Annotated in this window: 25 protein-coding genes and 1 pseudogene; 1 reads left to right on the top strand and 25 read right to left on the bottom strand. The window is 37.1% G+C overall.

What is annotated here, in order from left to right:
• Positions 1-15 precede the first annotated feature (15 nt).
• The 25 genes and pseudogenes from PGY05_RS07625 to rhuM (PGY05_RS07505) form a co-directional block, all read right to left on the bottom strand.
• Entirely contained in the window at positions 16-1812 is a 1797-nt protein-coding gene (locus PGY05_RS07625; protein ID WP_270475628.1) for a VirD4-like conjugal transfer protein, CD1115 family, read from the bottom strand.
• Entirely contained in the window at positions 1799-2002 is a 204-nt protein-coding gene (locus tag PGY05_RS07620; protein WP_005342524.1) for a hypothetical protein, read from the bottom strand. The genes PGY05_RS07625 and PGY05_RS07620 overlap by 14 nt, the downstream gene beginning before the upstream one ends.
• A 27-nt stretch (positions 2003-2029) precedes the next feature.
• Positions 2030-3034 (bottom strand): hypothetical protein, encoded by a 1005-nt coding sequence (locus tag PGY05_RS07615; RefSeq protein ID WP_270475627.1) that lies wholly within the window; start codon positions 3032-3034, stop codon positions 2030-2032.
• Between the two features lie 5 nt (positions 3035-3039).
• Positions 3040-3921: a DUF3801 domain-containing protein gene (locus tag PGY05_RS07610; RefSeq protein ID WP_270475626.1), complete on the bottom strand. Its 882-nt coding sequence runs from the start codon at positions 3919-3921 to the stop codon at positions 3040-3042.
• Complete coding sequence (locus tag PGY05_RS07605; protein WP_270475625.1) at positions 3896-5341, bottom strand: relaxase/mobilization nuclease domain-containing protein; 1446 nt, start codon at positions 5339-5341, stop codon at positions 3896-3898. Before PGY05_RS07605 ends, PGY05_RS07610 begins: the two co-directional genes overlap by 26 nt.
• Complete coding sequence (locus PGY05_RS07600; protein ID WP_195255404.1) at positions 5332-5670, bottom strand: plasmid mobilization protein; 339 nt, start codon at positions 5668-5670, stop codon at positions 5332-5334. Before PGY05_RS07600 ends, PGY05_RS07605 begins: the two co-directional genes overlap by 10 nt.
• Entirely contained in the window at positions 5667-6653 is a 987-nt protein-coding gene (locus tag PGY05_RS07595; RefSeq protein WP_270475624.1) for a DUF5688 family protein, read from the bottom strand. Before PGY05_RS07595 ends, PGY05_RS07600 begins: the two co-directional genes overlap by 4 nt.
• Before the next feature lie 120 nt (positions 6654-6773).
• The gene (locus PGY05_RS07590) at positions 6774-6860 is read right to left on the bottom strand and encodes a DUF3789 domain-containing protein (RefSeq protein ID WP_147578428.1); all 87 of its coding nucleotides are present in this window, start codon (positions 6858-6860) and stop codon (positions 6774-6776) included.
• A 125-nt stretch (positions 6861-6985) separates the two neighbouring features.
• Positions 6986-7216 carry a hypothetical protein gene (locus PGY05_RS07585; RefSeq protein WP_243006463.1) on the bottom strand — a complete coding sequence of 77 codons (231 nt, stop codon included), beginning with the start codon at positions 7214-7216 and terminating at the stop codon, positions 6986-6988.
• Between the two features lie 14 nt (positions 7217-7230).
• On the bottom strand, positions 7231-8217 hold the full coding sequence (locus tag PGY05_RS07580; protein WP_270475623.1) for a DUF3991 domain-containing protein: 987 nt from the start codon (positions 8215-8217) through the stop codon (positions 7231-7233).
• A 122-nt stretch (positions 8218-8339) separates the two neighbouring features.
• On the bottom strand, positions 8340-9431 hold the full coding sequence (locus PGY05_RS07575; protein WP_270475622.1) for a hypothetical protein: 1092 nt from the start codon (positions 9429-9431) through the stop codon (positions 8340-8342).
• 3 nt (positions 9432-9434) lie between these two features.
• Positions 9435-11846 (bottom strand): SIR2 family NAD-dependent protein deacylase, encoded by a 2412-nt coding sequence (locus PGY05_RS07570; RefSeq protein WP_270475621.1) that lies wholly within the window; start codon positions 11844-11846, stop codon positions 9435-9437.
• Between the two features lie 39 nt (positions 11847-11885).
• Positions 11886-12548 (bottom strand): RloB family protein, encoded by a 663-nt coding sequence (locus tag PGY05_RS07565; RefSeq protein WP_118198588.1) that lies wholly within the window; start codon positions 12546-12548, stop codon positions 11886-11888.
• Between the two features lie 2 nt (positions 12549-12550).
• The gene (locus PGY05_RS07560; RefSeq protein WP_270475620.1) at positions 12551-13894 is read right to left on the bottom strand and encodes an AAA family ATPase; all 1344 of its coding nucleotides are present in this window, start codon (positions 13892-13894) and stop codon (positions 12551-12553) included.
• Positions 13895-14071: 177 nt separating this feature from the next.
• Entirely contained in the window at positions 14072-14545 is a 474-nt protein-coding gene (locus PGY05_RS07555) for a JAB domain-containing protein (protein ID WP_270475619.1), read from the bottom strand.
• A 98-nt stretch (positions 14546-14643) separates the two neighbouring features.
• Complete coding sequence (locus tag PGY05_RS07550) at positions 14644-14892, bottom strand: hypothetical protein (RefSeq protein WP_270475618.1); 249 nt, start codon at positions 14890-14892, stop codon at positions 14644-14646.
• 37 nt (positions 14893-14929) lie between these two features.
• Positions 14930-17998, bottom strand: a complete 3069-nt coding sequence (locus PGY05_RS07545; protein WP_270475617.1) for a VaFE repeat-containing surface-anchored protein — start codon at positions 17996-17998, stop codon at positions 14930-14932.
• A gap of 266 nt (positions 17999-18264) precedes the next feature.
• On the bottom strand, positions 18265-19176 hold the full coding sequence (locus PGY05_RS07540; RefSeq protein WP_207741634.1) for a ParB/RepB/Spo0J family partition protein: 912 nt from the start codon (positions 19174-19176) through the stop codon (positions 18265-18267).
• The gene (locus PGY05_RS07535; RefSeq protein WP_195602171.1) at positions 19154-19981 is read right to left on the bottom strand and encodes a ParA family protein; all 828 of its coding nucleotides are present in this window, start codon (positions 19979-19981) and stop codon (positions 19154-19156) included. Before PGY05_RS07535 ends, PGY05_RS07540 begins: the two co-directional genes overlap by 23 nt.
• A gap of 121 nt (positions 19982-20102) precedes the next feature.
• Entirely contained in the window at positions 20103-20957 is an 855-nt protein-coding gene (locus PGY05_RS07530) for a hypothetical protein (protein ID WP_195548492.1), read from the bottom strand.
• A complete protein-coding gene (locus PGY05_RS07525; RefSeq protein ID WP_195548491.1) occupies positions 20941-21627 on the bottom strand; it encodes a hypothetical protein in 687 nt (228 codons plus the stop codon). Before PGY05_RS07525 ends, PGY05_RS07530 begins: the two co-directional genes overlap by 17 nt.
• Positions 21628-21992: 365 nt before the next feature.
• Positions 21993-22262: pseudogene (locus PGY05_RS07520) on the bottom strand (DEAD/DEAH box helicase family protein); the annotation flags it as partial.
• Between the two features lie 40 nt (positions 22263-22302).
• Positions 22303-24294, bottom strand: coding sequence for a hypothetical protein (locus PGY05_RS07515; RefSeq protein WP_270475616.1), 1992 nt, complete (start codon positions 24292-24294; stop codon positions 22303-22305).
• Between the two features lie 55 nt (positions 24295-24349).
• Positions 24350-24601: a RhuM family protein gene (rhuM, locus tag PGY05_RS07510; RefSeq protein ID WP_243006461.1), complete on the bottom strand. Its 252-nt coding sequence runs from the start codon at positions 24599-24601 to the stop codon at positions 24350-24352.
• A 10-nt stretch (positions 24602-24611) separates the two neighbouring features.
• The gene (rhuM, locus tag PGY05_RS07505) at positions 24612-24917 is read right to left on the bottom strand and encodes a RhuM family protein (protein ID WP_270475615.1); all 306 of its coding nucleotides are present in this window, start codon (positions 24915-24917) and stop codon (positions 24612-24614) included.
• Between the two features lie 649 nt (positions 24918-25566).
• Between rhuM (PGY05_RS07505) and PGY05_RS07500 the strand changes: the two genes are divergently transcribed.
• A complete protein-coding gene (locus PGY05_RS07500; protein WP_442872496.1) occupies positions 25567-26880 on the top strand; it encodes an IS30 family transposase in 1314 nt (437 codons plus the stop codon).
• Positions 26881-26939 lie beyond the last annotated feature (59 nt).

Below are 26939 nucleotides of genomic sequence, written 5' to 3'. Positions count from 1 at the left end.
ATATTTTTCTTGAATTTACACATATTTCTGGATAATTTCTTCCAGATCTTCATCGGATAATAATTCGTAATCTTCCGATTCCAGTGAATCGTCTGTGAGTTCACCTTCTAAGCTGTCTCCCAGTGAGATACTTGCCACTGCCCGGTCAACTGCTCCATGCAGATACGGCTTTCCATTCCCGTCAGTTGTAAGTCCCACATTGGGGTGTTTTAAAATATCGAATTTCTCGTCTAAAATTGGTCTTTCTCCACGAATAAAAAGAATCGCATATCGGTTATCCAACATGCGAACTTCATCGGGTGTCATCAGCTCCCGCCCTGTATTCTGATAATTGGTGGAATAATTCCCGGAATGTCCCGTTGACTTTCCATAGGTGTTCGTGTCAATCGTTGCCTTTCCCAGAAGTTCGCTGACATATTTATGCGTCCCCTGCTCGTTGCCACCTAAATATAAAAATTCGTCACAGTTTCCCATAATGCTTTCCCATTGCTTTTCAAACAGTGCTTTTAACTGTGCTAGATTCTGCAAAATAATACTGACTGACACTTCTCTGGAACGCATCACGGACAGAATCTTATCGAAGTCATCCGGCAGTGAAACATTTGCAAATTCGTCCATGAGAAAATGCACATGAACCGGAAGTCTCCCGCCATATTTATGGTCTGCCAGATAGAACAACTGCTGAAATAACTGGGTATACAAAATCGACACCAGAAAGTTATAACTGGTGTCGTTGTCCGGGATTAACGCAAATAAAGCCACTTTTCGCTCTCCCAGTGATGGAAGGTCTAAATCGTCCGTTGCGGTCAGTGCTGCCAGACTGGATAAGTTGAATTTTTCAAGTCTTGCTGCAAGTGTAATCTGAATAGACTTTAATGTTTTTGCACTACCGGAATGATAGTCTTTGTAATACTTCACTGCGATGTGTTCCGGGTTCTTCATTTCCAACCGTTCAAACAATTCATCAAGTGGGGACTGGTACTGGTCATCGTCCTCTCTGACTTCTCCGGCACGAAGCATTTCCATTACCATCGGGAAATTCTGCTCCTCCTCTGGTGCTTCATACCGTAAATAAAAAATCAATGCCAGCAGCAACATGGAAGCTGCGGTATCCCAGAACGGATCATTGGACTGACTGCCTTTTGGTATAGTTGCTTTGAACAGGTTCGTTACCAATCTCTGCACATCGTTATCGTCCTTCAGATATACAAACGGGTTATAGCAATGGCTCTTTTCCATATTTATCAGGTCAAGCACTCTTACTTCATAACCTTTTTCTTCCAGAAGATACCCGGTATCTCTCAGATTTTCCCCTTTTGGATCAAGCACCACAAAAGAGGTATTCGCCTGCATCAGATTCGGCTTTGCAAAAAATCTGGTCTTTCCTGAACCGGAACCACCAATCACAACCGTCAATACATTTCGCAAATGTTTCCGCATATTGTAGCTGATTCGTACATGCATGGTCAGCAACTTATTTTTTGTAAATCGCTTCTCCCTGTATCTGCGATTGATTTTCTTCACATTCCCCCATTTTGCAGACCCATGTTCTTCACCTCGTCGGTAATGTTTCTTGGTAGAAAGATAAATCCCAATTCCCATACCGTAAGCCAGCAAAAAAATAAGGACAGTTTTTACACTGTCCCCACATAACTGAATCGAAAACGGATGATTCATTGCTTCCGGGACTCCTTCCAGAATCCCCATAAGACCAGACGAAAGATAAGGTGCGACAAGTAACGCAAACCAGATAACCGGGATAATTCCAATTACCGCCAGTATCAGACTGCTCTGCTCATCATCGTTCTTCATGGCTTCTGCGTCCTCGCTTTTCCTTCTCCGGCGGTACTTCGATTTTCTCAATGACTTTCATTAAAACATCATCGACAAGCTCCGTATCTTTTCCCTCTTTCAGCATCTGATTCCGCTTGTCCTTCAGGGAATGGAACACTACGCCGCTCTCATATTTGTCCAGTTCTAACGTAATCGTATCACTGCTCATTTCGTTTTTCTCCTTTCCCGAATTTTCTTAGCGTTCTTCTTTTTTATGCTGTCCTCTGGATTTCTGGTCCTTCTTTTCAGGCTCTGAATTTTCTTTCTTTGTTTTCTCATTTTCAGGACTGTCGTGCCCGGTTTTTTCAGTCTCTGACTGTCGGTAAGTTGCATTCCGATTCTGATCTAGTACCTTTGCCATTCTTGCAGAAATTGCATTCGCTGCATCTCTGGCTCTGGAAAGTTCCACTCTCACTTCCTGAGTCTCCATTTTTTCAAAAAACTCTGGTGCATGTAAAAAATTATATCGACTGGTATCCATTCCATATTTTTTACACAACATATAAGACGCACACGATACATGAAATGCATCTTCTTTTTTATCATAGTGTGGATTTCCATCCGCATATCCGGCAAATACCAATTCCGGCACAAGATTCTGAAAGATTTCCTGTGCACTCATCCCTTTTCTTACATAAATACAACCTTCTTCCGGTTTAAAAAATGCTCCTTTTTCATCCGGCATCTGTTCTGGTTCTGCTGCAACAATATTTACCGGAGGGGTACTGACTAACGCCCTGATTAAATCATGTTCTTCATATTCTGACTTTTGAATTGTAGTATCGGACATTGTTGTCTGAGAAATATCATATAGCTTTTTCGCATTATAATAATTTCCAACTGTACCATCTTCACGCTTATATGTTTTTCCTGGCTCTAAAATCAGAACTGGATTCTGTCGTTCCATACGCTTTAAATAAAATCCATGATCTCTCCAGTATCCATAATCACCTAATTTCTGTGCATCTGGTCTTTGTGCCAGAATCAGAAGTGCATTATTGGTAGTATATCGATCAAAGGTACTCTGTACATCCAGATACTTCTGCAGCATTTTCCCATCCGTTGCCACTTGTGCGGTTACCTGCTCTGACAACTCATAGCAGCGATTCCTGTTATTTTTGCTTTCCGCAATAAATGCCTGTACCTTTTCATCCTGTGGTACAGCCGATGCATTTAATAAAGAATCAAAACTATTATCCATAAAATTTACCTCTCTTTCCCTTTCCTTGGTTTTCGTTTCTGTTGTGGCTGCTGGTGGCGAATCTGATTCCGGTCTTTATTTCCCTGATTTCTCACCGGATCATTTCTATTCTCACGCCGCTCCGCTTCTTTCTTCCTTGCATTCTGTATTTCCCGAAGTTCCTTTCTGACCGATGGTTTCTCTGGTTTTTCCGGGGTAAATAACTTAGAAGTACCCTCTGCGGTTTTCTCTTGCTTCTTTGAGGTAGGCTCGGACAGACGGGATTTGGTCGTCTTTGCCAAAGAGGGGTTTTGCTCCTTCCCCTCTTTCTTTACCGGCTCTCCAAAAAGCTCATCCATAAGCTGATCCTCCTTGGATTTCTGCGGATAATCTTTCTCCGGTTCTGCCTGTCCCTGTTTTTCCTGCTGATCCTGTACCTTTTCCGGCTTCTTCTCCTGTTTCTCTGACTTTCCGGCTTTCGCTTTTTCTGCACGTGTCCGCTCAATTTCCGTCTTAATCTTCGCTGCTTCTGTTACAGATGCAAACTGGAATCTGTCTACGATACGGTTGATTCTTGGTGCATCTTCTTCCTTTACGATCACATCTATCAGTCCGTCACTGCTTCCTTTGGGATTTCGGACTGCACAATACAACACGCCATATCGTTTTGCTTCCTGCACGAACTGCTTCAGGTCACTTTCTTTCACCGAAAATACCGTCAGCGGTCTGCCAGATCTGACCAGTGTCTCAAGCCTTGCCCTGCCTTTTGTCTTTTTCTTCTCTTTTAAGACGGCATACAACATGACTGCCAGATGCTTCGCACCTGTACCACTGATTTTCAATGCTGCTTCCCCAACTTCCAACGACATTCGTACCACCTGGTCAGCGGCTTCGCCTGATGTGTTCATGGCTCTGTTCCTCCTTCTTCTCTTTTTCTTCCCGCACTATCTTAAATTTTTCTTCGATTACCTTGGAACGTGCGGCGATTCCATCACAAAGTGCTGCCTCCTTTCTGAGCGTTCCAATTTTCTCTGTCAGAACTTTTATCTGCTCCTTCATTTCCTGTATTTCTTCTTCCGGCCTGTCTGCCCGAATCTTATAACGCAAGTGCTTCCGTTCCTCCGCACACTGCTCCATTTGTTTCTGTAAATGGTCTTTCAATGAAAAAAGCTGCTCCGCAGTATCAATGTGATAATGGCAAAGCAGCTTCGTTTCTTTGGAAACGGTATTCAGTTTTAATAAATCCTCCCGGAACAATACATGCACCTGTTTAGCAGATATTGACGGGCGATTCTTCGGTAGGATTCCTAAAAGATAACAGTAATGCAGATACAATCCCCGAAGTCCTCCGATTTTTCTTGTCTGCTTGAAGTTGCCGGATACCCGAATCCGGTAATGCCTCTGAACCGGAAATTTTTTCTCGGCAGGTAATTCATTTTCTTCCAGAATCCGAACCCTGATTGCTTCCAGTGAATAATTCTCTCCAAAATTCCGCTTTAGCTTCAGACCTCGCTCCCGCCCTTCCGGGCGAATGGTAATGTCTTTCCCGAACTTAAAAGAATATCCTTTTTCCCGCAAATAAAAAAAGAACTGTTTTTCAGTCCTCGCTTTTCGGATTGCTTCATCAACATCTGCTTTTACCATGCTGTGATAACTCGGCTTTCCTTCCTGTTCTGCCTGCCACTCGACATAATGTTTTCCTTTTCCCTGTTCCGGCTGCCCGACAACCGATAACTGATATTCTTTACATAAACGGTCCGACACCATTCGCATATCCCGGTAATCCTGATTTGTCCTGTGGTATCTTTTCCCGTCAAGGAATGAAACTGAGTTCACCACCAAATGATTGTGTAAATGATTTGCCTTATCCAAATGAGTTGCAATCAGCACTTGATACTGACTACCCCACAATTCTTCTGCCAGCTTCTTTCCAATCTCATGTGCCATTGCCGGATTACACTCTCCCGGTGCAAAAGACTGATATCCATGAAATGCAACAATCCCGCCTTCCTTTCCAAAACGCTTTTTGACTGCAATCATTTCTTCTCTGGCAGTTGTCGGTGCACAATTAATTCCCGATACATACTGTTCCATCAGTTCTTCCGATTCTCCGACAAGCTCTGTTTCTACGGATTCGGATTGTTCCCGTCTGGTCTTTTCGGCATTCACCGCATAGGTAATCACATCATTAAATCCCTGTAATTGCCCAGTTTCACTTTCTGAAATCAGTTCTTGGTTCGTCTGTTCTTTGGTCTTATCTGGATTTTCCGCATAATTGATGACTTTTCCAATCCAACCTTTGATGCTCCAGATTGATGTCACTGCCATGATTTATTTTTCCCCGGAAGTATCACTGCTTCTGTAATCTTACGGACTGCTTCATTGAACTTCCGCACTTCCTTATCGTAACGCTGCACATCTACCACATTTAACACATGTGCTTTCTGTGCGATCTGATTTAAGTTATTTCCAATCTTATGCAGCTCCCGCATCATAGAATAATAATCTGGCGGCGGTGCGTCTCTTGGAACAACACCAGAAATCAACTGTCTCAGGTAAGCTTCCCGGTTCAGTCCGCTTTTCTTTACTTTCTTATCCAATGCCTCTGCTTCTTTTTTGTTCAATCGGAAAAGGATTGCTACATTACGTTTTCTCAACGCTCCATCTCCTTTACTTTCTGTATAGAATCTGGTTCCTGGCGAATCTGGTGTTTTTCTTTATCGTAACTGTAAACTCTGTCTGAGAGAACCTCCTGCCGTTCCACTTCATTTTTATTTACTTCCCGTACCATTTCACCAAGCATTTTCGGTTCCATCTCTCCATTATCCGGAACAATCAGAACTTCATGCACAGATGACGGTAACACATAAAATCCTTCTGGAAAAAGCTGTTCCAATTTATTTAAAACTTCTGGCTGCGTGATCATAGATGCTCCATATTGCTTTTCTACATTCGTAAGTGCATACAGCATATCATGTGAACGAAGTCCAAAATCAACATTTTCATCTAACAGGTTTGTTGCATGTCCTTCTTCATTAAAAATACTCAACAACATTTCGTCCATTGACTGAAGAATCGGTGTATTTACAGGCTGTGTATTTGCTCTGGCCTGCTGGAACATTTCCTTTGCATCCACATTCCACATCTTAAGATGTTCATTTTTCACCTTCATAGTCGCTTTTCCATCGTTAGACTCTACCGGAAAATCCACATAACAGATAGCCGACAGATCTTCCATATTTTCATGAGGCATTTCCTGTAACATTCGTTTGTTTGCCTGGGTATTCACAAGCATCACCGCCAGATGCTCCTTCACTGAATCATAATCCATTGGGTTGATACCACTGTGCAAAAACGGAACATTGCCTGCTTCTTCCATGCATCTTGCAATTTCATTCATCACTTTCTCAACAGATTCACCCAAACGTATTTCATTGAAGAACGGTTCTACATAGACAACTGGGCACACATTTTCTTCCTGCAGTCTTACCTGGACTCCTACCATCTGGACTCCATTATTTTTATTCATCTGCATTACCTGAAATTCTGCATTCTCATATTTAGCTGGAAGAAAATTCCGGATGTCTTTTGCTACACCTTCCGCAAATACCTTTTCTGCTATCATTTCTTTTGCAATCATTTCTTCTGTTCTCCCTTCTTCTTGTTCATTTTCTTTAAATATTCCTGATATCGTCTTTCTGCTTTCTTCTTGTCTTTCATTGATACTTCAACCAGCATCTTGTATCTCCTTTCTTTTTGTCTACTTAATCTTGTTAATCTGTAACAGGCACATCAACACTACTCCTATAATGCCACCTACTAATACTCCACAAATAAACTTCAACATTGTTACTTTCTCCTTTTTCATTTTCTGAGGGTTTCAGGGATTCTCCCTGACAAGCTGCCGCCGGACTGCCAGACAGGAAACCTGTGTGGCAATCCAAAGGCGTTGCTTGCTGGTATTGTGTATTGCTATACTTCACCTGCCGGACAATATATTTGACAGTTTTCACACTGCTCCATGCAACTCTCTTCCAGCACTTTTTCAGCAACAATTCCAAGCAATTCTCCCTGATTTTTCTCATTTTCTTTCAGAGTTTCAAGAAAAATCTTCAAAACTTCTTCACTGTCCACATCCTCTTCCATCGTCAAAATCAGGTCTTTCTTATGCACAACTGCCAGCTCATATTTCACCATTTTCATCTTCTGCTCACCTTCTATCTCTCGTATTTTTTATGACTTGCCAGACTCTTTTTTGCTGCTTTTGCCCTCTTTGTAACCGCCAGGTTTAACTTGATGCAAAGCTGATCATTGTAATCTTTTCCATATTTCGGAGGCTCATCTTTTACCTGATACTGCTTTGGAAGTACAGTACAAATTGCTTTTGTGGCAAGTCTTCCGATACGGTCATTATCCAAATGCAGTACGATCACTTTCACTTCTGGATGCAGCTTTAATGCTCTGGTCAACGCTGCAGGGACCTTACTTTTTTCAATTTCTTTTGCTGGCTGATAGACGCCTGCAAGAGACAATAAATGTTCCTCTCTCCACTCCTTTCCCTCTGATTTCTGCAAGGTTGCATAGGACAACAAATCGATTGCTGACTCAAACAGATGCACCGTTTCACTTGGTTTTTCTGAAAAAACGGAAAAAGAATAATTCTTATCGCTTCCATTTGCCTCACCAATAAAGCTTGTCCCGGTTCCCCGAAGAGCTGCATATTTCGGACTTCCTTTCGCATCCATTCCTACAAATACTGCATTATGATGAAATACACTTTCATAAATTCTTCCGGAATCCAGACAAAATCGAATGATTTCTTTGTCGATTCCTCGTTCCAAAAGATATGCAATCACTTCTGCATTGTCCTCATTTTTCTTTGGTAACAGCAAATGTTTTTCCATCGGAATGTTCTCGGATACAGAAAGAGGCGGCTGAATATTTGCCTGTCCTGCAAGCAATTCAACCGCCTCTAAAAAGCTGTATTCTTTTACTTTGATCAGATAATCCAGTGCTGATCTGCCACCGATTCCCCTGCTCCACCACATCCATTTTCCATTGGATATTTTCAAGCTGTCGTGTGTTCTTGTGGTGTAGGTGTTGCCGGAAAAATGAACCAGTTCATACGGTTCATAATTTTTCAGGTAGGTGAGTAAGTCCATTCGCTTGACTTCCTGCATGACTGATGGTGGTATATATGGCATGATTTTCATCCCCTTTCCTGCCTGGGATTGATATGATATGGTTATATCAGGGCATAAAAATAGCCAGGTGATTCCTTTGGGTGGAACCATCTGGCTATGTAGCATTACGGTATTATTAATATTTATTCAAACTCAATATTACGAATTTCAACAAATTCATCCATATTTTCTGTGAGTTTCCTCCATTCAAGTAAATTATTATTTCTTTCTCCGCTCTTATAATATTCTCTGGCAATTACGCAAATTTCCACTCTACAGTTTATTTTATTACGAGCTTCTTTTTCAAAATCTTCTACTCTAATTGCAGTTTTCTCCATTAATCTAGGCAGATTTATAAATAACACATTTTTTTCATATTCTGTACTAATGTTATTCACAACAAGAGCATATAAGAGTCGTAGAATTGGCATTATGTTACTAATTTCAATATTAATTACTCTATACACAACCATCTTGTATACACTCTTCGAAAAAACTTTAAATTTTTCTGTTTTCTCTATGGCAAACTTCATTCTGCTAATTTCTAAATAGAAAATTTGCAATAACATTATATCCTCTTCCGAATATAGCCATATTTTTTCTTCCATACTTGCATATATATCTTTTTCCTGATTTGATTTTTCATGCTTCTGCTCCAAATTTTCAAGCAATACTTTCTCTATAACTGCTAAAACATTTGACGAAAGATAATATTCTTGTAATGCTTTAAAATATTCTTCTATTACATTTTTTTCTTCCATCGAAATTGATTCTTTTTGTTTTATTTTTAAAAGCAATAATCCTATTGCAATTCTATAACTTTGCTTATTCCGCTCTTTGATTTGATATGCAGTATGTTGATTCTCCTTCCAATATATATTGGTTCTAATCAATTTGGTCATTGCCGAAAAAAATCTTTTATAATCTATGGCATCTAATTGAAAATCTGGAAGTATATCAATTAGTTCTCTATATGATCCTGTATGTCCCGAAAAACACTGTTTATTACTGTCTTGCTCAATTAATTGTAATGTTCCTTTCAAAATAACATCATCATTTAATTTGTAACGTTCCTTATTTATATGGTACAAAATATATTGATGTTCACAAGTCTGTTTTTTCTCTAATTGTCGATATAAATATTCTTCATCATTCTGCTTTAAACAAATTAATTGCGCTAAAATAATCAACCGTTGTAATGCATCTGCTTTTTCTTGTTCTTGTCCATTCTCCATCAATTATCGTATTTGAATTATAAGAGTGTTATACAAATCATCATTAATTTTGTATTTTTCTTTTGGTCGTTTTAAGTAATTTACTGGATCGTAATATGTTCGTCTTTCATTAGTTTTCATAGGGAATTTCAAAATTTTTTCGATGCGTTCACCCTGTTCTTTTTCTGTATATGCATTGCATACACCTTCCAGTATTTTATTAATTCCTTTAAAATTATCACGCACATTACTACTGCAAAGAATCAACATATAATCTAAAATTTGATCCAATACTCCAAGTGAACATTTGTAACACAATCTTGAAATAATTTGTGGAAGAATCTTTGCTGCATTGTCATAAACTGACGTAGACCAATTAGCATTTTCAGGCTTTACATTTTTGCTCACTAATTCAAGTGCTTTTAAATATTCTTGTATACACTCATCAACTTCTCCTTGCGTCATTTCCGAAAGTTTATTTCTTCCAAACAAAACATCTAATTCCTTATCATTCTGTGCAACCAGCATCTGTATTAAACACCAATGCGGATAATATAAATATAATGTTTCTATCACTCTTTGAAAACCTTTTGTATTCGTTACCATTTGTATTCTAAATGGATGTCCTGTCTGCTCAAGGAATCTTAAATAGTCTAATGCATAATAAATTTTTGTATTGGCTCTGCCCATATGAGATGTATAAGTAACACTTAAATCATAATTCGTCTGTAACGCCGTCTCTGGTTTTGTATCATCCTTTTCATTTAAATAAGCACAATACTTTTCATTTTCTTCCCACCATCTTACATCCTCAGTTTGAATACAATTTTCCGATTCTGCATCCAAATTTGCTCGCCAGTTACCCTGACGAATAAAGTTTAACAATGAAACAATACATTCTTCCATTGAACATAAATATTCATCTTTGTTATTTTTCACTAGTTGTTGACGAATTTTAGGGAGAATTTCTCTAAGAATCTGTTCACCTTTAACGTTTTCACCAGCCATTGCGTACATACAACTTTTTATCATTAACCAATACCAATCTCCTTGTGTCAAATCCCATTTGTTTAACAATTCTATCAGATTTGCATCATCAAAACGGTACATTTTCATCCACCAATTATTTGCATATAAAAATTGTTTTTCTTCATATTTCAACGTGGATTCTAGAATCTTCGCTCTGCATAAATCATATTTTTTCCAATCAGCCAATTCTCGAAATGCTCTCAGCAGTTGTAGATAAATATATTGTATTTTATAGTCTTTTTTTTCTTCATGCTGCTCCAATATGTTCCAAAATTCTTCTGCCGTTTGTACTATAATTGGACGACCAACAATATTCAAAAACTTCACATACTCATACATATATTCCAACTGAATATCAAATGATATGTCCACAAACTTTTCTTTTCCTCGAAAAAAACTCATTTTCTCATCCAATTCTTCCAAGATTAGATTTACCTTATATTTCATTTTCCATGGTAAAAATATCCATCCTGGATAAGATTCATTTAGAATTTTTAATTTTTTTGTTTTTTCTTCAAAACTATTTTCTGCTGATAACGATATTTCACTGAAATCAAACCAGTTATCTCTTTTTTCCTTCTCATCAATCAATCCTCTTAAATATTCGAAAAAACTCATAAGTCTTTCTGGAATTTCTTTTTCCGGATATGCTTCTTGCAAATCCACCACAATAATATTCTTATCAAATAACAATTTTTGTTTTGCATCAGAAATATGTTCAACCGAAATCATATATATTTTTTGAGAACTACTTTTTCCCAAATTATCATGAATCCAACCAATCCAACTAAGGAAATTAGGATCTTCGCAGGAAAATCCTATCATACAAAATACATTTTCCAATAGAGCTTGCTGAACAGTATTTACCATCGCTGCAAATCTTACAGGATATGTTCTATAATCTTCTTCTGTAATAATAAATGGACGTTGTGATGGAAACGATCCATGAAGTTTTAAAATCCTAGGTGCATCATTACTATTTACTAAATCCTCTTGATTCACTACTACATTATATCTTCTCTTAGAAACCTTATCTGCAGCACGCTCTAAAAGAGTATCATAATTTGTTGTAAACACATCTCTCCACGGTAATTCCATTAATTTGGTATACACTTCTGATGGACCATAATCTTCATCTGGAATTGCCTCTTTTAAAATATTTTCCAATTTAGGTCGTCCTACTGTAATTTCAACCTCTTGCGCTAATCTAAGAGAACTGTTGTATTCTTTACCAGGTCCATCATTTCCATATACCGTTTCATAAAACATATCAGATAATTCATTCCAGTTTTTAAACCATTTGTCCGTTGATGAAAGTTTATCTGCATTTTTTGAAAATCCGGCTCCAATCATCACAGCTGCATGATTTGCTGACATCGCTTCCGCTATTTCTCTTATGTAATCCATAAACATCTTCCTCCATATATTTCCAAACGAAAAATATATCTACCCTATCAATTCACAATCCTTCAGTACCTTCTCTATCGCCTCCCACGCTGCCAACGAAGGATTCTCCTTATAATACTGATATCCTTTATATTGATGCAAAGTATATCCATTTTCCTGATTTCTCTGCATAATCTTCTTCGCCCTATCAATAGCTGCAATTACATTGGACAAATCCATTTTATTAAGGCATCTCTTAAAATTATTCTCTTCCTTGAATTCATCCATATTTTGAAACTTTTCTCCAAATGCACGATTAATCGGTGTAACGTACTGTTTTCTGTGAGAGAATGAAGCATTGCAATTTGTCATATGAAGAATAATCCACAAGTCGAAAGTGAAATTACTGTACCCGGATTTATATTTAATCTGCTTTCCTATTTTTTCCGCTTTCTTCATATTGTCTAATGCTTCTTGAAACCCTTTGACATGAATTGGTTCATCACTCTCATAATCAAAAAAGTGATAAATTTCTATCTTTCTGGTAACTGTAAGAGATTTCGCATGCTTTAATGGATTCTTCCTCACCGGACAATCAATGGACACCTTACAAGACGCTTCTTCTGTATTATTTATCGCATCTTGCAACCATTTTAGATACCACTGCTCTGTTTCTCCCTCAACGCTGAAATAATATTTATTAGTTGGTTTTCTCTTTGCCATGCTTACTCCTCTTTTTCATCACATAAAATCTCTTCAAAAATCGGTGTAAAATCAATATCTTTTATTGCTCCATACTGGCTGATAAAATATTTGCTCATATAATCTTCATGCTTACGGACACCCTTATCACCCGTTGTTCCAAAATCAGATAATGCGTATAAGACACTGTCATGTGTATCATCGTCTCTCTCAACAAACTTAATTTCATCTCTCCGGAATAAGTTTGAATTCAAGAAAATCGGATTATGTGTATTAAATACGAGCTGCGCATGATGAATATTTACATCATCATTGTGAAAAACATTGATAATACTCATCAATGCCATCGGATGAATCGATGCATCAAATTCATCTACTACCAATGTTCCTCCAGTCTGCATTGCTTTAATCACAAGAGGAAACATATTGATAAAACGAATGGTTCCATAAGATTCGAAAATATCTGCTGCAACCGCCGTGGTTTTCTGATCTTTCATGTTTTTAAATACAGAATATAATTTTGCATCCGGCTCATCATCGCTCACTACATACCCAACTGCATTCGAATTGATTCCGAATAATTTTGCTGCTTCATCGGTTGTTTTTTCAACATAGACTGCTTTTTTCTTCGGATCTGCAAATCTTTTAATCAACTGCATCGAATCCGCACGATAAATTACCATGAATTTATTTGCAAACCAATCAACAATCAGCTTTGTAAATTTTGGTGAAAAAATTAATTTAAACCCATTTGTCAAAAACAATTCTTCCTGATTCAAACTGTTTTTCGCGATTTCATTTATGCTTTCTGCATTCTGTTCTGTTATATCAGATAAATAATCTTTGATTACCTTTAAGTTTTCTACTTTCAGGCCTTCCCTACGTTCAAATACTCTTTCTCCATTGACTTCCAACACTTCTGCAAGAATTTTTCTTTGGTATTCCTCTTCAAGAAAAGTTCCAAGATCAATCTGCAATTCATAGTGTATTTTAAATTTATGCTCTTCTCCATCTTCCTCATAAAATTCTATTTCAAAGCATACCGGCTTAGCCTCCGATTCATTATTATTCGGAATTAGTTCCAATGCAGATGCAGCCGGATTTGGAGAAGACTTTTCTTCGGAATTTCTAATATTTCCTCTCAAAACAATCGACCTTAATACATCCATTGCCCCAATAATATTCGTTTTACCTGCTGCATTTGGTCCATAAATAACGGAAGAACTCAATCCTTTTATTTCTTTTCCTTTTATTTTTGTCTTCATAAGACTATAATCTAATCCTTTTTGCTTCGGAGCAGCCACCATTGAAAAACTTGCCTCTTCTACAAAAGATTTATAATTTTTTGTTTTAAATTCCAGAAGCATTTTATTACCTCCATTCTGCTTATTTTTTACAAAATCTTATTTTTATTATAATCTTATTGTATGATAGAGTCAATTTATTATTCTTATTTTGCAATTTTTCTTCAAAATCGCATTTATTATAGTAAGATCAGGAAATCCTTATCATCACAAAGATTTTCTGACCTTACTGTGTTTATTTTACCTCTCCCAATCCATCTTTTCCGCTAGATTCAACATCTTTTTCTCTCTGAAACTAAACATCTTTTCATTTGTTCCACCGACAATGATATGATCCAATAACTCTATCCCCAATAACTGTCCGCATCGCTGCAACTTTTTGGTTACTAACATATCCTCTTTTGATGGGTTCACATTACCACTGGGATGATTATGAAGTCCAATGATTGCAGAAGCATTTGCCAGAATACTGCTCTTAAAAACTTCTCTGGGAATTACCAAAGATGCATTGATTGTTCCAACACTGACCAGATTCATATTGATTACCTGTCCATTATTTTTCATATTCAGGATACAAAATACTTCTCTGTCATATTGGGATAACTCCTTCGCCATCAATTCTACAACAGCCTGTGGACTATCCAATATCTGCTCACTATAAAGAGATGGTTCTCTTACCAGACGGATATTCACAACTTCCAATTCATTCTCCATTGTTCTGATCTCCTTTTGGAAATTCTACAACCAGAAGGACATTACTATCTGAAGATTCCACATATGATTTCAATTGTGATAATGTCATTTCCAAATATTTAGGTTGTTCCACCATAATCTACTCCTTTCGTTTCTTCCTTTACTTCTGTTTTCCCTGACAAATAGCTTATCACTTTGTTTGCCTTAATGCTTTTCTGCAGCTCACTGATAATGCACAGATCTGCTACATTCACTCCCGGCAAAGCAAGCATTTCATCCATCGCCATATTGACAATCTCTTTTTCCGTTCCGTATCCGGCATCAAATAAACGCTGTAATACTTTTATTGCTTTCTGATTTTTTCCCATTTCATCATCAAAGGGCAGCTTATCGCCGCTCTCTGTTTTACTCCTCCTCTTCTTTCTTTTCTTCAATTTCTAATCTCTTAACCTGTTTCTTTTTATTCCAGATACGAACTCCTGTGATCCCGGCTGCTGATAATACCAGAATGGCTATCCATAAAATTGCATTTTCAGTGTCTCCTGTTTTCGGAGGGTTACTGGTTTTTGTAGTAGTACCCGGTGTCTCTGGGGTTGGTGTTTCCGGTACTTCTTTGATGGTTACAGTCTGACCTTCATCGTTGATTTCCTTATGCTCTGTTACCTTTTTCGGTTCTTCCGGATTTGTTATATCATACAGTTCTTCAAAGGTTACAAGCTGCTTTCCTCCAAGCGTGCCACCGTTGAAAGTAAACTCAATCTGCACTTCCATGTTTTCCTTGTCCGCTGTAAATTCATAATCATTGGTAACCTCTTTGCCATCAATGAGCAACTTGGCATTTTCTGCCTTAACCATCTGCCAACCGGACAACTTATAGTTTGTACCAATTTCCAATCCCTCTAAAGTAACCGTATCCACAATCGTCAGATCTTTTCCGGCTTCCACCTCTTTCTTACTGTTCTTATCCGTTGCTGTGGTATGAATCGAAATCTTTCGCTCCGTAATCAGGACGGTCTGACCTTCATCGTCAATGTCCTTATGCTCTGCAACTTTTACAGGTTCTTCCGGATTCTTCAGATCATATAATTCTTCAAATGTAACCAGATTCTGTCCGCCAAGTTCTGATGCATCAAACGTATAAGAAATCTCTACTTTCATTTTCTCGCTGTCAGCAACAAAAGTGTAATCACTCTCTACACGCTTTCCATCAATGAGCAGTTCTGCATTTTCCTCTTTCAGCATCTGCCAGCCTTTTAACTGGTACTTTCTGCCTTCTTCCAGACCGTTCAGAGTAACTGTATCCACAATCGTTACTTTCTTTCCTGCAACAATTACTTTTTCGCCTGTTTTCTTGTCTGTTGCAGTTGTATGAATGGTAATCTCTTTTTCATACTCATCAGTCAGTGTTCCAAGGTCGATTGTTACTTTATTTCTGCTGACAACAACTTCAAATGCTGGAATCAATTTCATACCTTTGTTGGATTCACAAGCTAACTCCTCAATCTCATAAGTGTCATAAAGTAATGCACCTTTACTGTCATCCGGCTCAGAAGTTCCGAACCAGATTCCGTCCTCACTGGATTTCCCGGCATTTGTATTTCTCTTATGAGATGCCCAATTGGAAGCAGTTGAAAACTGACCGTTCTTATCTGTCACTACGATATGGCTCTCTCCGGTTGTTTTACTTGTAATCTTAAAAGAAACATTTGCAAGCCTCTTATGTGTACCTGCTCCAATCTTTACTCCTTCTAAATCTCCACGTTTAATCTGGTTGTAAATGGAATGGCTTTCGTCTGTTAAATCTACGATTTTTCCATTTTCCGTAATCGAAAATTCAATCGCTTTTGCCCCGTCAGTCAGATAACCTTCCGGTGCTTTGGTTTCTTCCAGTTTGTATTTACCATACGGAAGTAAATCTGCCGTCGTTGTTGCAATTCCGTCAATCCCTGTCTGAATCGTCTTAACTGTCTCGTTCTTTTTGTATAGCTTTCCTTCTACCAGAACCGAATTTTCGTTCAAAGAAATAATTGCAAATGCAGTATCTTTTAATGTGGCACTTCCCTGTGCTTTGGTATCTTTTGTCTCTAAATCACGTTTCTGAATCTTCACACCACCTCGGATTACCTGGTCAGATACGGAATACTGGTTGCTTCCGGAAAGAACTGCAAGTTCTCCGTCCTCTGTGATCTGTGTCAGATACATTCCTTTTATCTGTTCTGTACTGTCTCCTGCCTGCATATAAGCTCCGTCCAGTAAATATCCGTCTGGTGCTTTTGTCTCCTCAACAGTCAGTGTTCCAAGTGGTAATACGCTTTTTTCATTCTGAATGTAAAATGCATCTCCCGATACTTTGTAAGCATCTGACAGTTTTGTCACATAATGAATACTTCCGTCACTGCTCTTTTCTGCCACCGTTTTTGTAACCCAGGTACGTGTTGCTTTCTCTGGTAAGTTATCTTTTGTATAAAATCCGTCATAATAATGCCAGATAAACTCTGCTCCTGACAGTGCTGCATTTCCCTGTGCAGTTGCTTTTCCTGTCTCCATATCAATCTTGAACAGATCTACCAATGTCTCTGTTACTTTCGGAACATCGGAAACATTTAATACGGCTGTCTTTCCGGCTTCAACTTTCAGACTGCGTACTGTCGTATCCAGCTTATATCCTTTCGGTGCAGAAAGCTCTTTGATATAAACAGTCCCTGCAGTCACTTCAACTTCATTCGTATCGCCATTTTCATTTGTTGTAAGTGTTCCAATCTGATTACTACAATTCTGGTCTAAAAATATGCCAAAGGTTGCTCCAACAATGGAATACATCGCATTTCCATTTGTGACAATCTCATTTGCAGTTGTCTTTTTTACCTTCGCATTTCCGACATTCAGTTCTGCCCAAAACTGTCCAAGATCCTGTCCTTCACCAGTATAGATATATCCGCTACATTTATAGCGACCTTTGTTTGCCTGTACAAATGCTCTCGCTCCTGCATACACTTCATTCTGAATATCCTGTGAAATCTCAGAATATGCAGCTCTGACATTATCGCACTTCCAGCCCAACTGTTCACTGAGTCTCTGCCATACTACACACTGTTCCAGCAGATATCCCTGATTTGCATTCAGGTTACTATGACTGCCTCTATACTGCTTTACATACTCCAGTGACAATGCCACATCTTCGATCTGTGCAGCACTCATGCTAGCACTTGCATTGTGTCTAGTTTTATACCCATTTTTGAATCCGGTGTTAATATCTACACAATAGGCGGTTTCGCCCTCTACTCGCATGTGACCTTCATTGAATGTAGAATGAATGGTTCCATCATTCATCACATGTTCAATATATCCGACTCTCTCTGAGGATTCCGTCCAATACTGTGTTTCCGCTGCCTGAACCGATGTGATCGGTAATGCAGTTAAAATCGTGGTCAGGGCAAGAATCCCTGTACACACTCGTTTCCATATATTCTTCATTTTCTACAATTCCTTTCTTTTCAATCAAAAAAAGACGTCCGTCTGGAACGTCTGCTGTTGTTTTATGCGGTTTGCTCCCTGCTGTCATGCAGGGTGTGGGAATCTCTGACCTGCCGAAATAAAAGATGTTCCCGGCTCCTTATTGTCTTTTCGGCTGGTAATCTGCTGGTAAACCAAAGGGGTAGGGTGTGGGGAGGGGAAAACAGAAAAAGGCTGATTTCTCATTGACCGCCAACAGATAGACTTCTCCCTTGGTGTCAAAATGCCTATCGTTCCCTGCTTTTTTCCCGTTTCCGGTATAATTCCAGTGCTTTGATAATGGTTTCTTCCATTTTCTGCTGTGTAGTTCCCGATGGAAAGTATTTTTTCAATCGGTTCTTCGGGATTTTCCACTGCTCTACCTGATTTGGCTTCTCTTCTGACATAATCGACAGCAAAACATCTTCATTCAACCTGCCCTCTGCTGAAAATTTGCGAATTTTAATTGCCTGTGCATGACTTGGGGTACAAGCCTCCGACTCCATGATGTCGTACAATATCTCCTGTTCCACTTTCGGCAAATAAGACAGCTCCACCGCCGGACGCATAGAAATCTTTTTGTCATCGACCATTTCTAGGATTTCCGGGATAAGTTCTGTAAGGCGGATATATCGGCGGATTTGGTCTTGACTTTCTCCAACTTGTTCACCTAATATTTCTCTTGAAGTCTTTCCACGAAATTCCTGTGCCACTGGCACAGAATTTTTTCTTGGACGTCCAGCTTGTCTCTTCATAGCCTCTAGTTTCATCTTATATGCAAATGCCTTTTCGGATGGTAAGATTTCTTCTCGCTGAAGATTGCTGTCAACCATGACAATGACTGCTTGGTCATCGCTAAGATTTCTTACAATACATGGCATTGTCTCTTTTCCTGCCAATTCACTTGCCATTTTTCTGCGGTGTCCAGAAATCATTTCATATCCACCTGTTGGCTTCTCCCTGACAAGTGCTGGGACTAATACGCCATGGTCACGCACGCTTTCGATAGTTTCCAACATCTTATCATCCATTTTTACCTTAAACGGATGATTCGGGAAATCTGTAATTTCATAAATAGAAATATCTTTTACATATTCCTGATTCTTCTGGTCTCTTTCTTCCTGCGTCGTAAAAAGGTCATCTACTGAAGGAAGATTCATGTTTATTTCTCTGCTTTTCGCCACATTGAATCACCTCCCTCGTAAATTCTGCATACGCCTTTGCAACAGTTCCATTCTTGTCATACTCATAAATGCTCTGTCCTGCTGCACTGCTTTCTGCCGCTGTGATAGCCACTGGAATAACCGTTTTAAAAATTCGAATATGTTTCCCGTAATTTTCTCGAAGGCTATCCTCTGTTGTCCTTGCAAGTTTTGTTCTCATATCCGCAAGTGTCAGCAATACTCCATCAATCTTCAGATTAGGATTTAGCTGTCTTTGTACCTTACCGATTGTTTTCATTAACTGTGTCATGCCCTTTAATGGAAGATAATGAGCCTGCACCGGAACAATTACACTATCTGCGGCAGCTAATGCATTGATGGTCAACATTCCCAAACTAGGCATACAATCAATCAGGATATAATCATAATCCTTTTTCAAATCTGCCAGATACAGCTTTAAAGTCTGTTCTCTGCTCATGGCATTTACCAGTGAGATTTCCATACCCGATAACTCAATGTTGGTCGGAATAATGTCTACTCCTTCTTCATGGTGTAAAATACCTTCATTATACACAAACGGTTCGTCTTGTAATATTTTCTTCATTTGCGTATCCAATGTAATCGGAAGATTATCTGCATCAGTCCACCCTAATGCGGTTGTTAAGTCTCCCTGTGGATCAGCATCAACCAATAATACTTTTCGCCCCTGATGTGCAAGACCAATTCCCAGATTTAATGTCGTTGTGGTCTTGGCTGTTCCTCCCTTCTGATTTGCAAGGGCGATTACTTTACACTTGGTCATATGGTTTCCTCCTTCCTCGAAAAATTTAATAGCCAATCCCTTTTACGAGACTGGCTATGTATAAAAATGGGCATGAATAAAGCCGACTGACTCATATTGAACCAATCGGCTATGTATTTATCTAATCATAGGTTTCTTTTACATTTATTATTGTAGAACCTATTAATCTTGTCATTTTTTCTTTAGTATTTTCCATATTACTATTCCAACTAGATTCGCAACATATATCTTCAACATATCTTTTACCACCTACAGTTTCTAATACTAATTGCATTTCTAAATGAGGCTGTACCGATTCCGCATTTTTATAATACCATTCTTGATCTAGCTCTCCTATCTTCGAAATTTCAAACTCATAACAAATATACAAATCCGTTTTTTCACCTGCTTTTAAACTAATTTTGTCTAATAACATTGGAATAATTTCATTTCCTGTATTATTAGGATCTGATACTGCCAAATACGAATTATTCACTTTTTTCACAAAAAGTCTACTTATATCACTCTTTCCTGAATTATATATTGGTACCTGTAATAACAATATTTTAGTAGTTGTTCCCGTTCTAGGTTTTTTAGTAAATATTAGTTCTAACATCGGATTGTTCTTCGCATATACTTCTTGTAATTTTTTTCTCATTGATTCTCCAAAATAAATATTACTAAGCTCTGTTGAAGTAATGTCAACACAAGGCTTAATTCTATTTTTTTCTATTTCAAGAAGTTCTTTATTCATTTGATTTGCTTTTTCTGTTTGCGCTATAGCAATATACCCTAAAACAACAGTTCCTGCAAATGAAAGAACATCTCCAAAATATCCCAAAACATCTCCAGCTTCCCATTCTGCTTCAATCCAGTAACAGTTTGAGTGAATTTTAAACAAGAAATGTATTACCAATATTGGTGCCAAAATACACATTCCAATAAGAAAAGTTGTTATTTTTTTATGCTCTTGTATCCATTTAATAATTTTTTCCATTTGAATGCTCCTTTAAACATTTTCTTATTTTTTCTAACGGTCCAAAAATAATTATCCCATATAGTAAAGCCATTACAATTTGAATGGCTCTTATCGGATGAAATATACTCATAACACATGAAATATATATTACTCCAACTATTAATAGTATCGAAGATTCTATTATTCTATAATGGCTTACCTTTATAGAGCTTAAAATTTCTTTCAGTGATTCAGTATCTATCCACATCATTCTTCCTAATAAAATGGCAATCGGAATTGCACATCCAATAACCCCTTCTGAAACCATTTTTATCGTTACAACAAGAAATGCTGTTTCCGTTATAAATAAATATTCTTCTTTTGTAGGTGTATATATTTTCTCCCGATTATAAAATACCATTTTATAAATCACTTTACCTATATATCCAGCAACCACAAACACAAATGTAAGTATTATCCCTTTTGTATATTTCTCATCTATATTAAATCTCTCTTCAGCCCAATAATAAGCATATAAATTTACCACCAAACTTATACAATAAGCTGAAATTAATTCCAGTTGAGTTTTTACATATAAATACCCAGTATCTTTATATCTTTTATAATAAGTTAAACCTATAAACCAAACAATAACCAATATGGAGGCAATATCCATCAACCCCCATCCTATCATATATATTTCATTCACTTTTGTCTAAATTCCTTATCTTTCATAAATTTTACTATATAAGCAAGACTCGGATTGTATTGATACTTTATAAACAATATTCTACTGCATTTACCAAACCATATCCCATAAAACACTGTAAGTTCTTATGTGTATACTCTCCACGTTTTGTTTTAACTGTCTTGCATCATTATACCAACTCTTCACCCCTCATACACTAATTTTTTCAAATTCTATAATCAAAAAAGAGGCAATGAAAAGTCACAAAACCTCTTCATCCACCCGCTTTTCACCTATACTCTCACCACTACCACTTCCACAACATTTGGATGTTCAACCACCCACATACCACAAAATACCACCTGTTTTTCGACCTCCGTCTACTAGGAGACAAAATATTCTACTGCGTTATTTGGAAAGAACTCTTTAAATTCCCCATAAAGCTGCGCAGCCAGTGTCTTATTGTGTGCTATAATCAGCGTTGGTTTATTCAATTGTTGGATGACATTCGCCATGGTAAATGTCTTACCAGATCCGGTGACGCCAAGCAATGTCTGACACTGATTGCCTTCTTTAAAACCTTCGACTAGTTCTTTGATTGCCTGTGGCTGGTCTCCTGTTGGTTTATATTCTGATACTAATTCAAAATGATCCATATGATTTCTCCTGAATAATCTTCCTAAATTTACATAATTACTAACTTTGGTTAAAAAGTTTATCAAATAATATTCTATTTCTTTTTTTCGAATCTTGTATCAATTTATTATAGGGAATAATTTCTAAATACGCTTTATAAGAATCAATATACTTATAAAAACCCATATTATCTGGAGTTACTTTCAAGTCCTCTAGTTTAGCCAGCTTCTTTATACTTAAATCTACATCACATATAATATAACAAAAAAATCGAATATTTTCTGTTCCATTCAGAAATTCACCATCTTTCGTCTTCACTTTTCCCTCTACTATATCATCCATATATTCTTTAATTTGCCTAATTGGATTTTCAGCATCATTATAGTGTTCTCTGCCCGGTCGTTTAAACTCAATTATCGTTATATTTCTATATGGTTGCTCCTCTTCGTCAGTAAATGCAAACGGCGAATCAAAAATTATTAAATCTGGCTCTTTTCCACTATTATTTTCAACTTCTTCCATCTTTTTTATTTTCATATCAGATGCAAGGTAATGATGATATGCCAATTTTTCATCTATTATCCACAAATTATGTTGCAAATAATCTATATCATCTGAAGTTTTTGTCATTGGAAAAATAAGTTGGTGAATATTTTTTTCATACGCATATTTTTGTTGTTCTTGATCTTTATATCTTATATTCTGCGCAAGAATATCTAAAATCGTTTTTCTATGCATTACATATTCTGCCAAATTACTCTTCCCAATGTCAGACATTTTTTCTGCATAATTATTACGTTTTTCTAAATAACTTTCATAATCTACAATTCCATTCTTTAATTCTTGCTCTAGTTCTTTCCCTTCTCGCTTCAATTCCAGTTTAAATTTTTGTTCTTGTTTAAACAATTCCATTTCTAATTTTTCTTCATCTATTACCCAAGGTATTTCATTAAATATTTCCGGTTTATTCTTCAACAGCATTCTATATTTGGGATTTCTACCGAAAACATATGCTTGAATCATTTCTTTTTTCTTTTTATTACTATCTTCTATATCTTTCTTTAAATAGTCTAAAATAACCTTTTCTACACTTTCTGTAATATCATGTATACCAATATTTTCCACTAAGTTAGGCTGTTCAGGAAGTTCGATTTTTGTACGTTCTCTATTTACATGTTTATCTAACAGCTCGGACATTATATATCCATTATATATAAATTCCCCCTTTTCATCTTTCAATTTTACACTGATATTCCCCATTATTTTTGTCAAAGAGATAGGTTGTACAACCCAATGATTGGCACAAAAGTTCATTGTATGATTATCTTTAGAATTCATATAATTCTTAGAATGTATTATTTTAAAAGTAGTTCCTTTGATATCTATATCATCAATTTTTATATTATCTCCAATATTTTCTTTATATAATTCATCAATATCTATTATATCTCGTTCATCACGTACTATTATTTTAGGCGCTTTTCCCAATACATAATATGTAAAACAATGATTTAATATATTTTTCGCTATAGTATCTAATTTTTTTGGACAATTCCCTTTGTATTGTTCTCTTAACCCATTTAATCGTACTTTAGTAGTTTGTAAAACATCCGAACTTAATTCCTTAACCTTCATATCATGAACTGCATGATTTGCATCAAATAAAAACGTTCTGCATTTTTTCTTATCCTCTTCGACAAATATACTTTCTATACTGACACTGCAAAACGCTTTTAACCACAACATTCTCCCAACACCTTTACAACCCTTTTGAATCTTATATTCACTAGCATAAGTATCAAAAGAATTATAATTTTCATCATCGAAGCCTATCCCATTGTCAACAATAATAATATTTTCTATATCCGTTTCCCACTGATTAAATAAATTCATTTGTTTATCACGTTCAACTATAATTTCTATTTTCCCATTCGATATTTGAGCATCTTCAATACTTTGTATAGAATTTATAATAGCCTCATATAAAGGTAATAACGGAGTCGTTTTGGGTAATGTGTGCAAGTCAACTAATCCTTTAAAATTCATTTTCATAAATTTTTCCTCCCACTACATATTCCTAATTTATAAATTGTTACAAATAACTTTCTTAATCATTTCCTTTAAGATATTTCTCTACTTCCCGATCAAATTCAGAAACATATTCTCTATCCTGTTTAACTCTAAATACTTCATATTCCTTCTCAGCTTTTTGCATAGCAACATCATGAGAAATTTTCCCTTTTCCATTCAGTACCTTTCGCCTATTATTCAATAAAAACTGATTCGTTTGATCAACCCAGTCTTGCATGCTCATTAATATCTCATCTTCAGCCATTAATTCTGCATAATCAATAAACATTGTCACAAGTCTATTCAATCGCGATGCGTTCAAGTAATTCATCAAAATAGTCTTTTCCAAAAGGTCTGCCGTTTTTAAGCATATCATCATTCAATACAAACCCTTTTGTAATATATTCTTTTAATGTTTTAGTAGCCCACTGCCGAAAGCGTGTAGCTTTCTTAGAATTCACTCGATATCCAACAGCTATAATTGTATCTAAATTATAACATTTTACTTTTCTTTTAACGTTACGCTGTCCCTCATTTTGAACTACCGAGAAAAACTCGGTAGTTCGATTTTCATCTAACTCTTCTTCCTTATAAATATTTTTCAAATGCAAGGAAATATTGGCTTATATGGGGCTTTTAATTTAAAAGCATGTCCGCCCTGCGGGCTGCTTTTATGAGCAAGTAGCTGACTATTGTCAGCGGATTGCGAATGTCCTTTTTCTGTATTCATGGTAAATCCATCCATTTGTAACTTTTACTATGACCATTATCAGCCAAAAATTCGTACTCAGATTCGTAACGAAACGCCTATTTTTGTCTCGAATAAAGGTCATGTTGGTCTCGTTACGAATAAAAGTCACATTACGTAGTATCCCTGTGGGAAAATTCATTTTTGCGGATAAAACAGCACCTAGAAATACCTGATGATACTAGGCTCCGGTTCTGTCATATTTTTTTACTGTTTGTTCTTGTAACAGTCCCTATTATATCAGACATTTTTTTGAAAGTATATAGATGAAGGCAAGAAAAAGTACAAATGTTCGATTCTTATTTTGTACTTTTTTCTATCACTACTATTCTATTTTTCAAACTTAAATGAAAAACTAAATTCCGGTTTTGGACCAAATGCAAGAGTAAATTCCATATAGGTAGAAGTTTCTTTTGCACACATATTTGCCATATTGTCTTTGATAATCATTACTCCGTATAATGTACTTGCAGCTGATTGCCTGCCTGTGCAGATTGGAGATAATTATGAAAAATAAAGGCAATCAGAAACATTTAACATTTGAACAGCGTGTTGATATCGAGAAAGGTCTTACTGAGAATAAAAGCTTCACTGAAATTGGACGAATTATTGGTAAAAATCCATCTACCATATCAAAGGAAGTACGTCTCCACGCACATACAAAAGAACGTCCGGATTCAGGTTACACTCACCCGCCATGTATTCATCGTAAGAACTGTAAGGTGACATGCTTGTGTGATAAGATGTGTGGCATTCATTGTAAGCTTTGCAGAAAACCATCCTTTCGCTGCACTGATATATGTCCCGCATATGAGACAGCTGAATGTGAGAAACTGAATAAACCACCCTACGTATGTAATGGCTGTGGTAAAAAGACCCATTGTCTTATGCCCAGAAAGTTTTATTCATCCAAATATGCCCATGATGAGTACCGTAGCGTACTAGTCGATTGCAGAGTCGGCATTAACCAGACTCCGGAAAGCATTCAATCCATGAATGATTCATTGGTTCCATTGATCAAGGAGAAGCATCAGTCCATCGGTCATATTTATGCTACTCATGCAGAAGAATTGGGTTGCTCCAGAAGAACACTTTACTCCTACATCAATGATTGTGTATTCGATGTCCGCAATGGTGACTTAAGGCGTTCTGTACGTTATAAGAAACGCAAGAAACCTACACAGACCAGTGCAAAAGATCGTTCTTATCGTCAAGGTCATAACTACGAAAATTTCCAGAATTATATGAAAGATCATCCAGATATAAATGTTGTGGAAATGGACTGCGTGGAAGGAATGAAAGGCGAAAGCTGCGCCCTCTTGACCTTTACATTCCGCAACTGCAATCTTATGCTTACGTTCCTGTTGGAATATCAAGACCAGGAATGCGTGTTAGAGGTCTTTGTATGGCTTGAAACAGTGTTAGGACAGGATGCATTCAAAAAGCTTTTTCCGGTGATCCTCACGGATGGCGGTTCAGAATTCCCAGCTCGTGAAGAGATGGAGGAATTCTGTGACGGAAGTAAAAGCACGACTGTCTTTTACTGTGATCCATACAGCTTTTGGCAAAAAGGTGCCTGCGAAAAGAACCACGAGTATATCCGCTACATCCGTCCGAAAGGAAGTTCATTCGCTGATTTAAATGACGAGAAAGTCAGACTTATGATGAATCACATAAACAACGAAAAAAGAGACAGTCTTAATGGACATAGCCCATATGAACTCTCTCTTTTACTCTTGGACAACAAACTGCACAAAGCATTAGGATTAAAGGCAATCGCACCTGATGATGTTATGCTTAGTCCAAAACTTATAAAATAAAATAGTAAAGCACAGGCAGATTTCACTGCACCAGAATTTAGTCTTGCACATAAGGCATG

Source organism: Coprococcus sp. AF51-11b1, assembly GCF_027682785.1.
Classification (GTDB): domain Bacteria; phylum Bacillota; class Clostridia; order Lachnospirales; family Lachnospiraceae; genus Allocoprococcus; species Allocoprococcus comes.
The sequence above is the reverse complement of the archived record's forward strand: the minus strand, read 5'-3'. Positions and strand labels throughout refer to the sequence as shown.

Coding starts and splice junctions, on each gene's coding strand:
- PGY05_RS07625 (WP_270475628.1), bottom strand. CDS start 1,812: ATGAAGAACGATGATGAGCAGAGCAGTCTGATACTGGCGGTAATTGGA.
- PGY05_RS07620 (WP_005342524.1), bottom strand. CDS start 2,002: ATGAGCAGTGATACGATTACGTTAGAACTGGACAAATATGAGAGCGGC.
- PGY05_RS07615 (WP_270475627.1), bottom strand. CDS start 3,034: ATGGATAATAGTTTTGATTCTTTATTAAATGCATCGGCTGTACCACAG.
- PGY05_RS07610 (WP_270475626.1), bottom strand. CDS start 3,921: ATGAACACATCAGGCGAAGCCGCTGACCAGGTGGTACGAATGTCGTTG.
- PGY05_RS07605 (WP_270475625.1), bottom strand. CDS start 5,341: ATGGCAGTGACATCAATCTGGAGCATCAAAGGTTGGATTGGAAAAGTC.
- PGY05_RS07595 (WP_270475624.1), bottom strand. CDS start 6,653: ATGATTGCAAAAGAAATGATAGCAGAAAAGGTATTTGCGGAAGGTGTA.
- PGY05_RS07590 (WP_147578428.1), bottom strand. CDS start 6,860: ATGTTGAAGTTTATTTGTGGAGTATTAGTAGGTGGCATTATAGGAGTA.
- PGY05_RS07585 (WP_243006463.1), bottom strand. CDS start 7,216: ATGAAAATGGTGAAATATGAGCTGGCAGTTGTGCATAAGAAAGACCTG.
- PGY05_RS07580 (WP_270475623.1), bottom strand. CDS start 8,217: ATGCCATATATACCACCATCAGTCATGCAGGAAGTCAAGCGAATGGAC.
- PGY05_RS07575 (WP_270475622.1), bottom strand. CDS start 9,431: ATGGAGAATGGACAAGAACAAGAAAAAGCAGATGCATTACAACGGTTG.
- PGY05_RS07570 (WP_270475621.1), bottom strand. CDS start 11,846: ATGGATTACATAAGAGAAATAGCGGAAGCGATGTCAGCAAATCATGCA.
- PGY05_RS07565 (WP_118198588.1), bottom strand. CDS start 12,548: ATGGCAAAGAGAAAACCAACTAATAAATATTATTTCAGCGTTGAGGGA.
- PGY05_RS07560 (WP_270475620.1), bottom strand. CDS start 13,894: ATGCTTCTGGAATTTAAAACAAAAAATTATAAATCTTTTGTAGAAGAG.
- PGY05_RS07555 (WP_270475619.1), bottom strand. CDS start 14,545: ATGGAGAATGAATTGGAAGTTGTGAATATCCGTCTGGTAAGAGAACCA.
- PGY05_RS07550 (WP_270475618.1), bottom strand. CDS start 14,892: ATGGGAAAAAATCAGAAAGCAATAAAAGTATTACAGCGTTTATTTGAT.
- PGY05_RS07545 (WP_270475617.1), bottom strand. CDS start 17,998: ATGAAGAATATATGGAAACGAGTGTGTACAGGGATTCTTGCCCTGACC.
- PGY05_RS07540 (WP_207741634.1), bottom strand. CDS start 19,176: ATGAATCTTCCTTCAGTAGATGACCTTTTTACGACGCAGGAAGAAAGA.
- PGY05_RS07535 (WP_195602171.1), bottom strand. CDS start 19,981: ATGACCAAGTGTAAAGTAATCGCCCTTGCAAATCAGAAGGGAGGAACA.
- PGY05_RS07530 (WP_195548492.1), bottom strand. CDS start 20,957: ATGGAAAAAATTATTAAATGGATACAAGAGCATAAAAAAATAACAACT.
- PGY05_RS07515 (WP_270475616.1), bottom strand. CDS start 24,294: ATGAAAATGAATTTTAAAGGATTAGTTGACTTGCACACATTACCCAAA.
- rhuM (WP_243006461.1), bottom strand. CDS start 24,601: ATGTTTATTGATTATGCAGAATTAATGGCTGAAGATGAGATATTAATG.
- PGY05_RS07500 (WP_442872496.1), top strand. CDS start 25,567: ATGAAAAATAAAGGCAATCAGAAACATTTAACATTTGAACAGCGTGTT.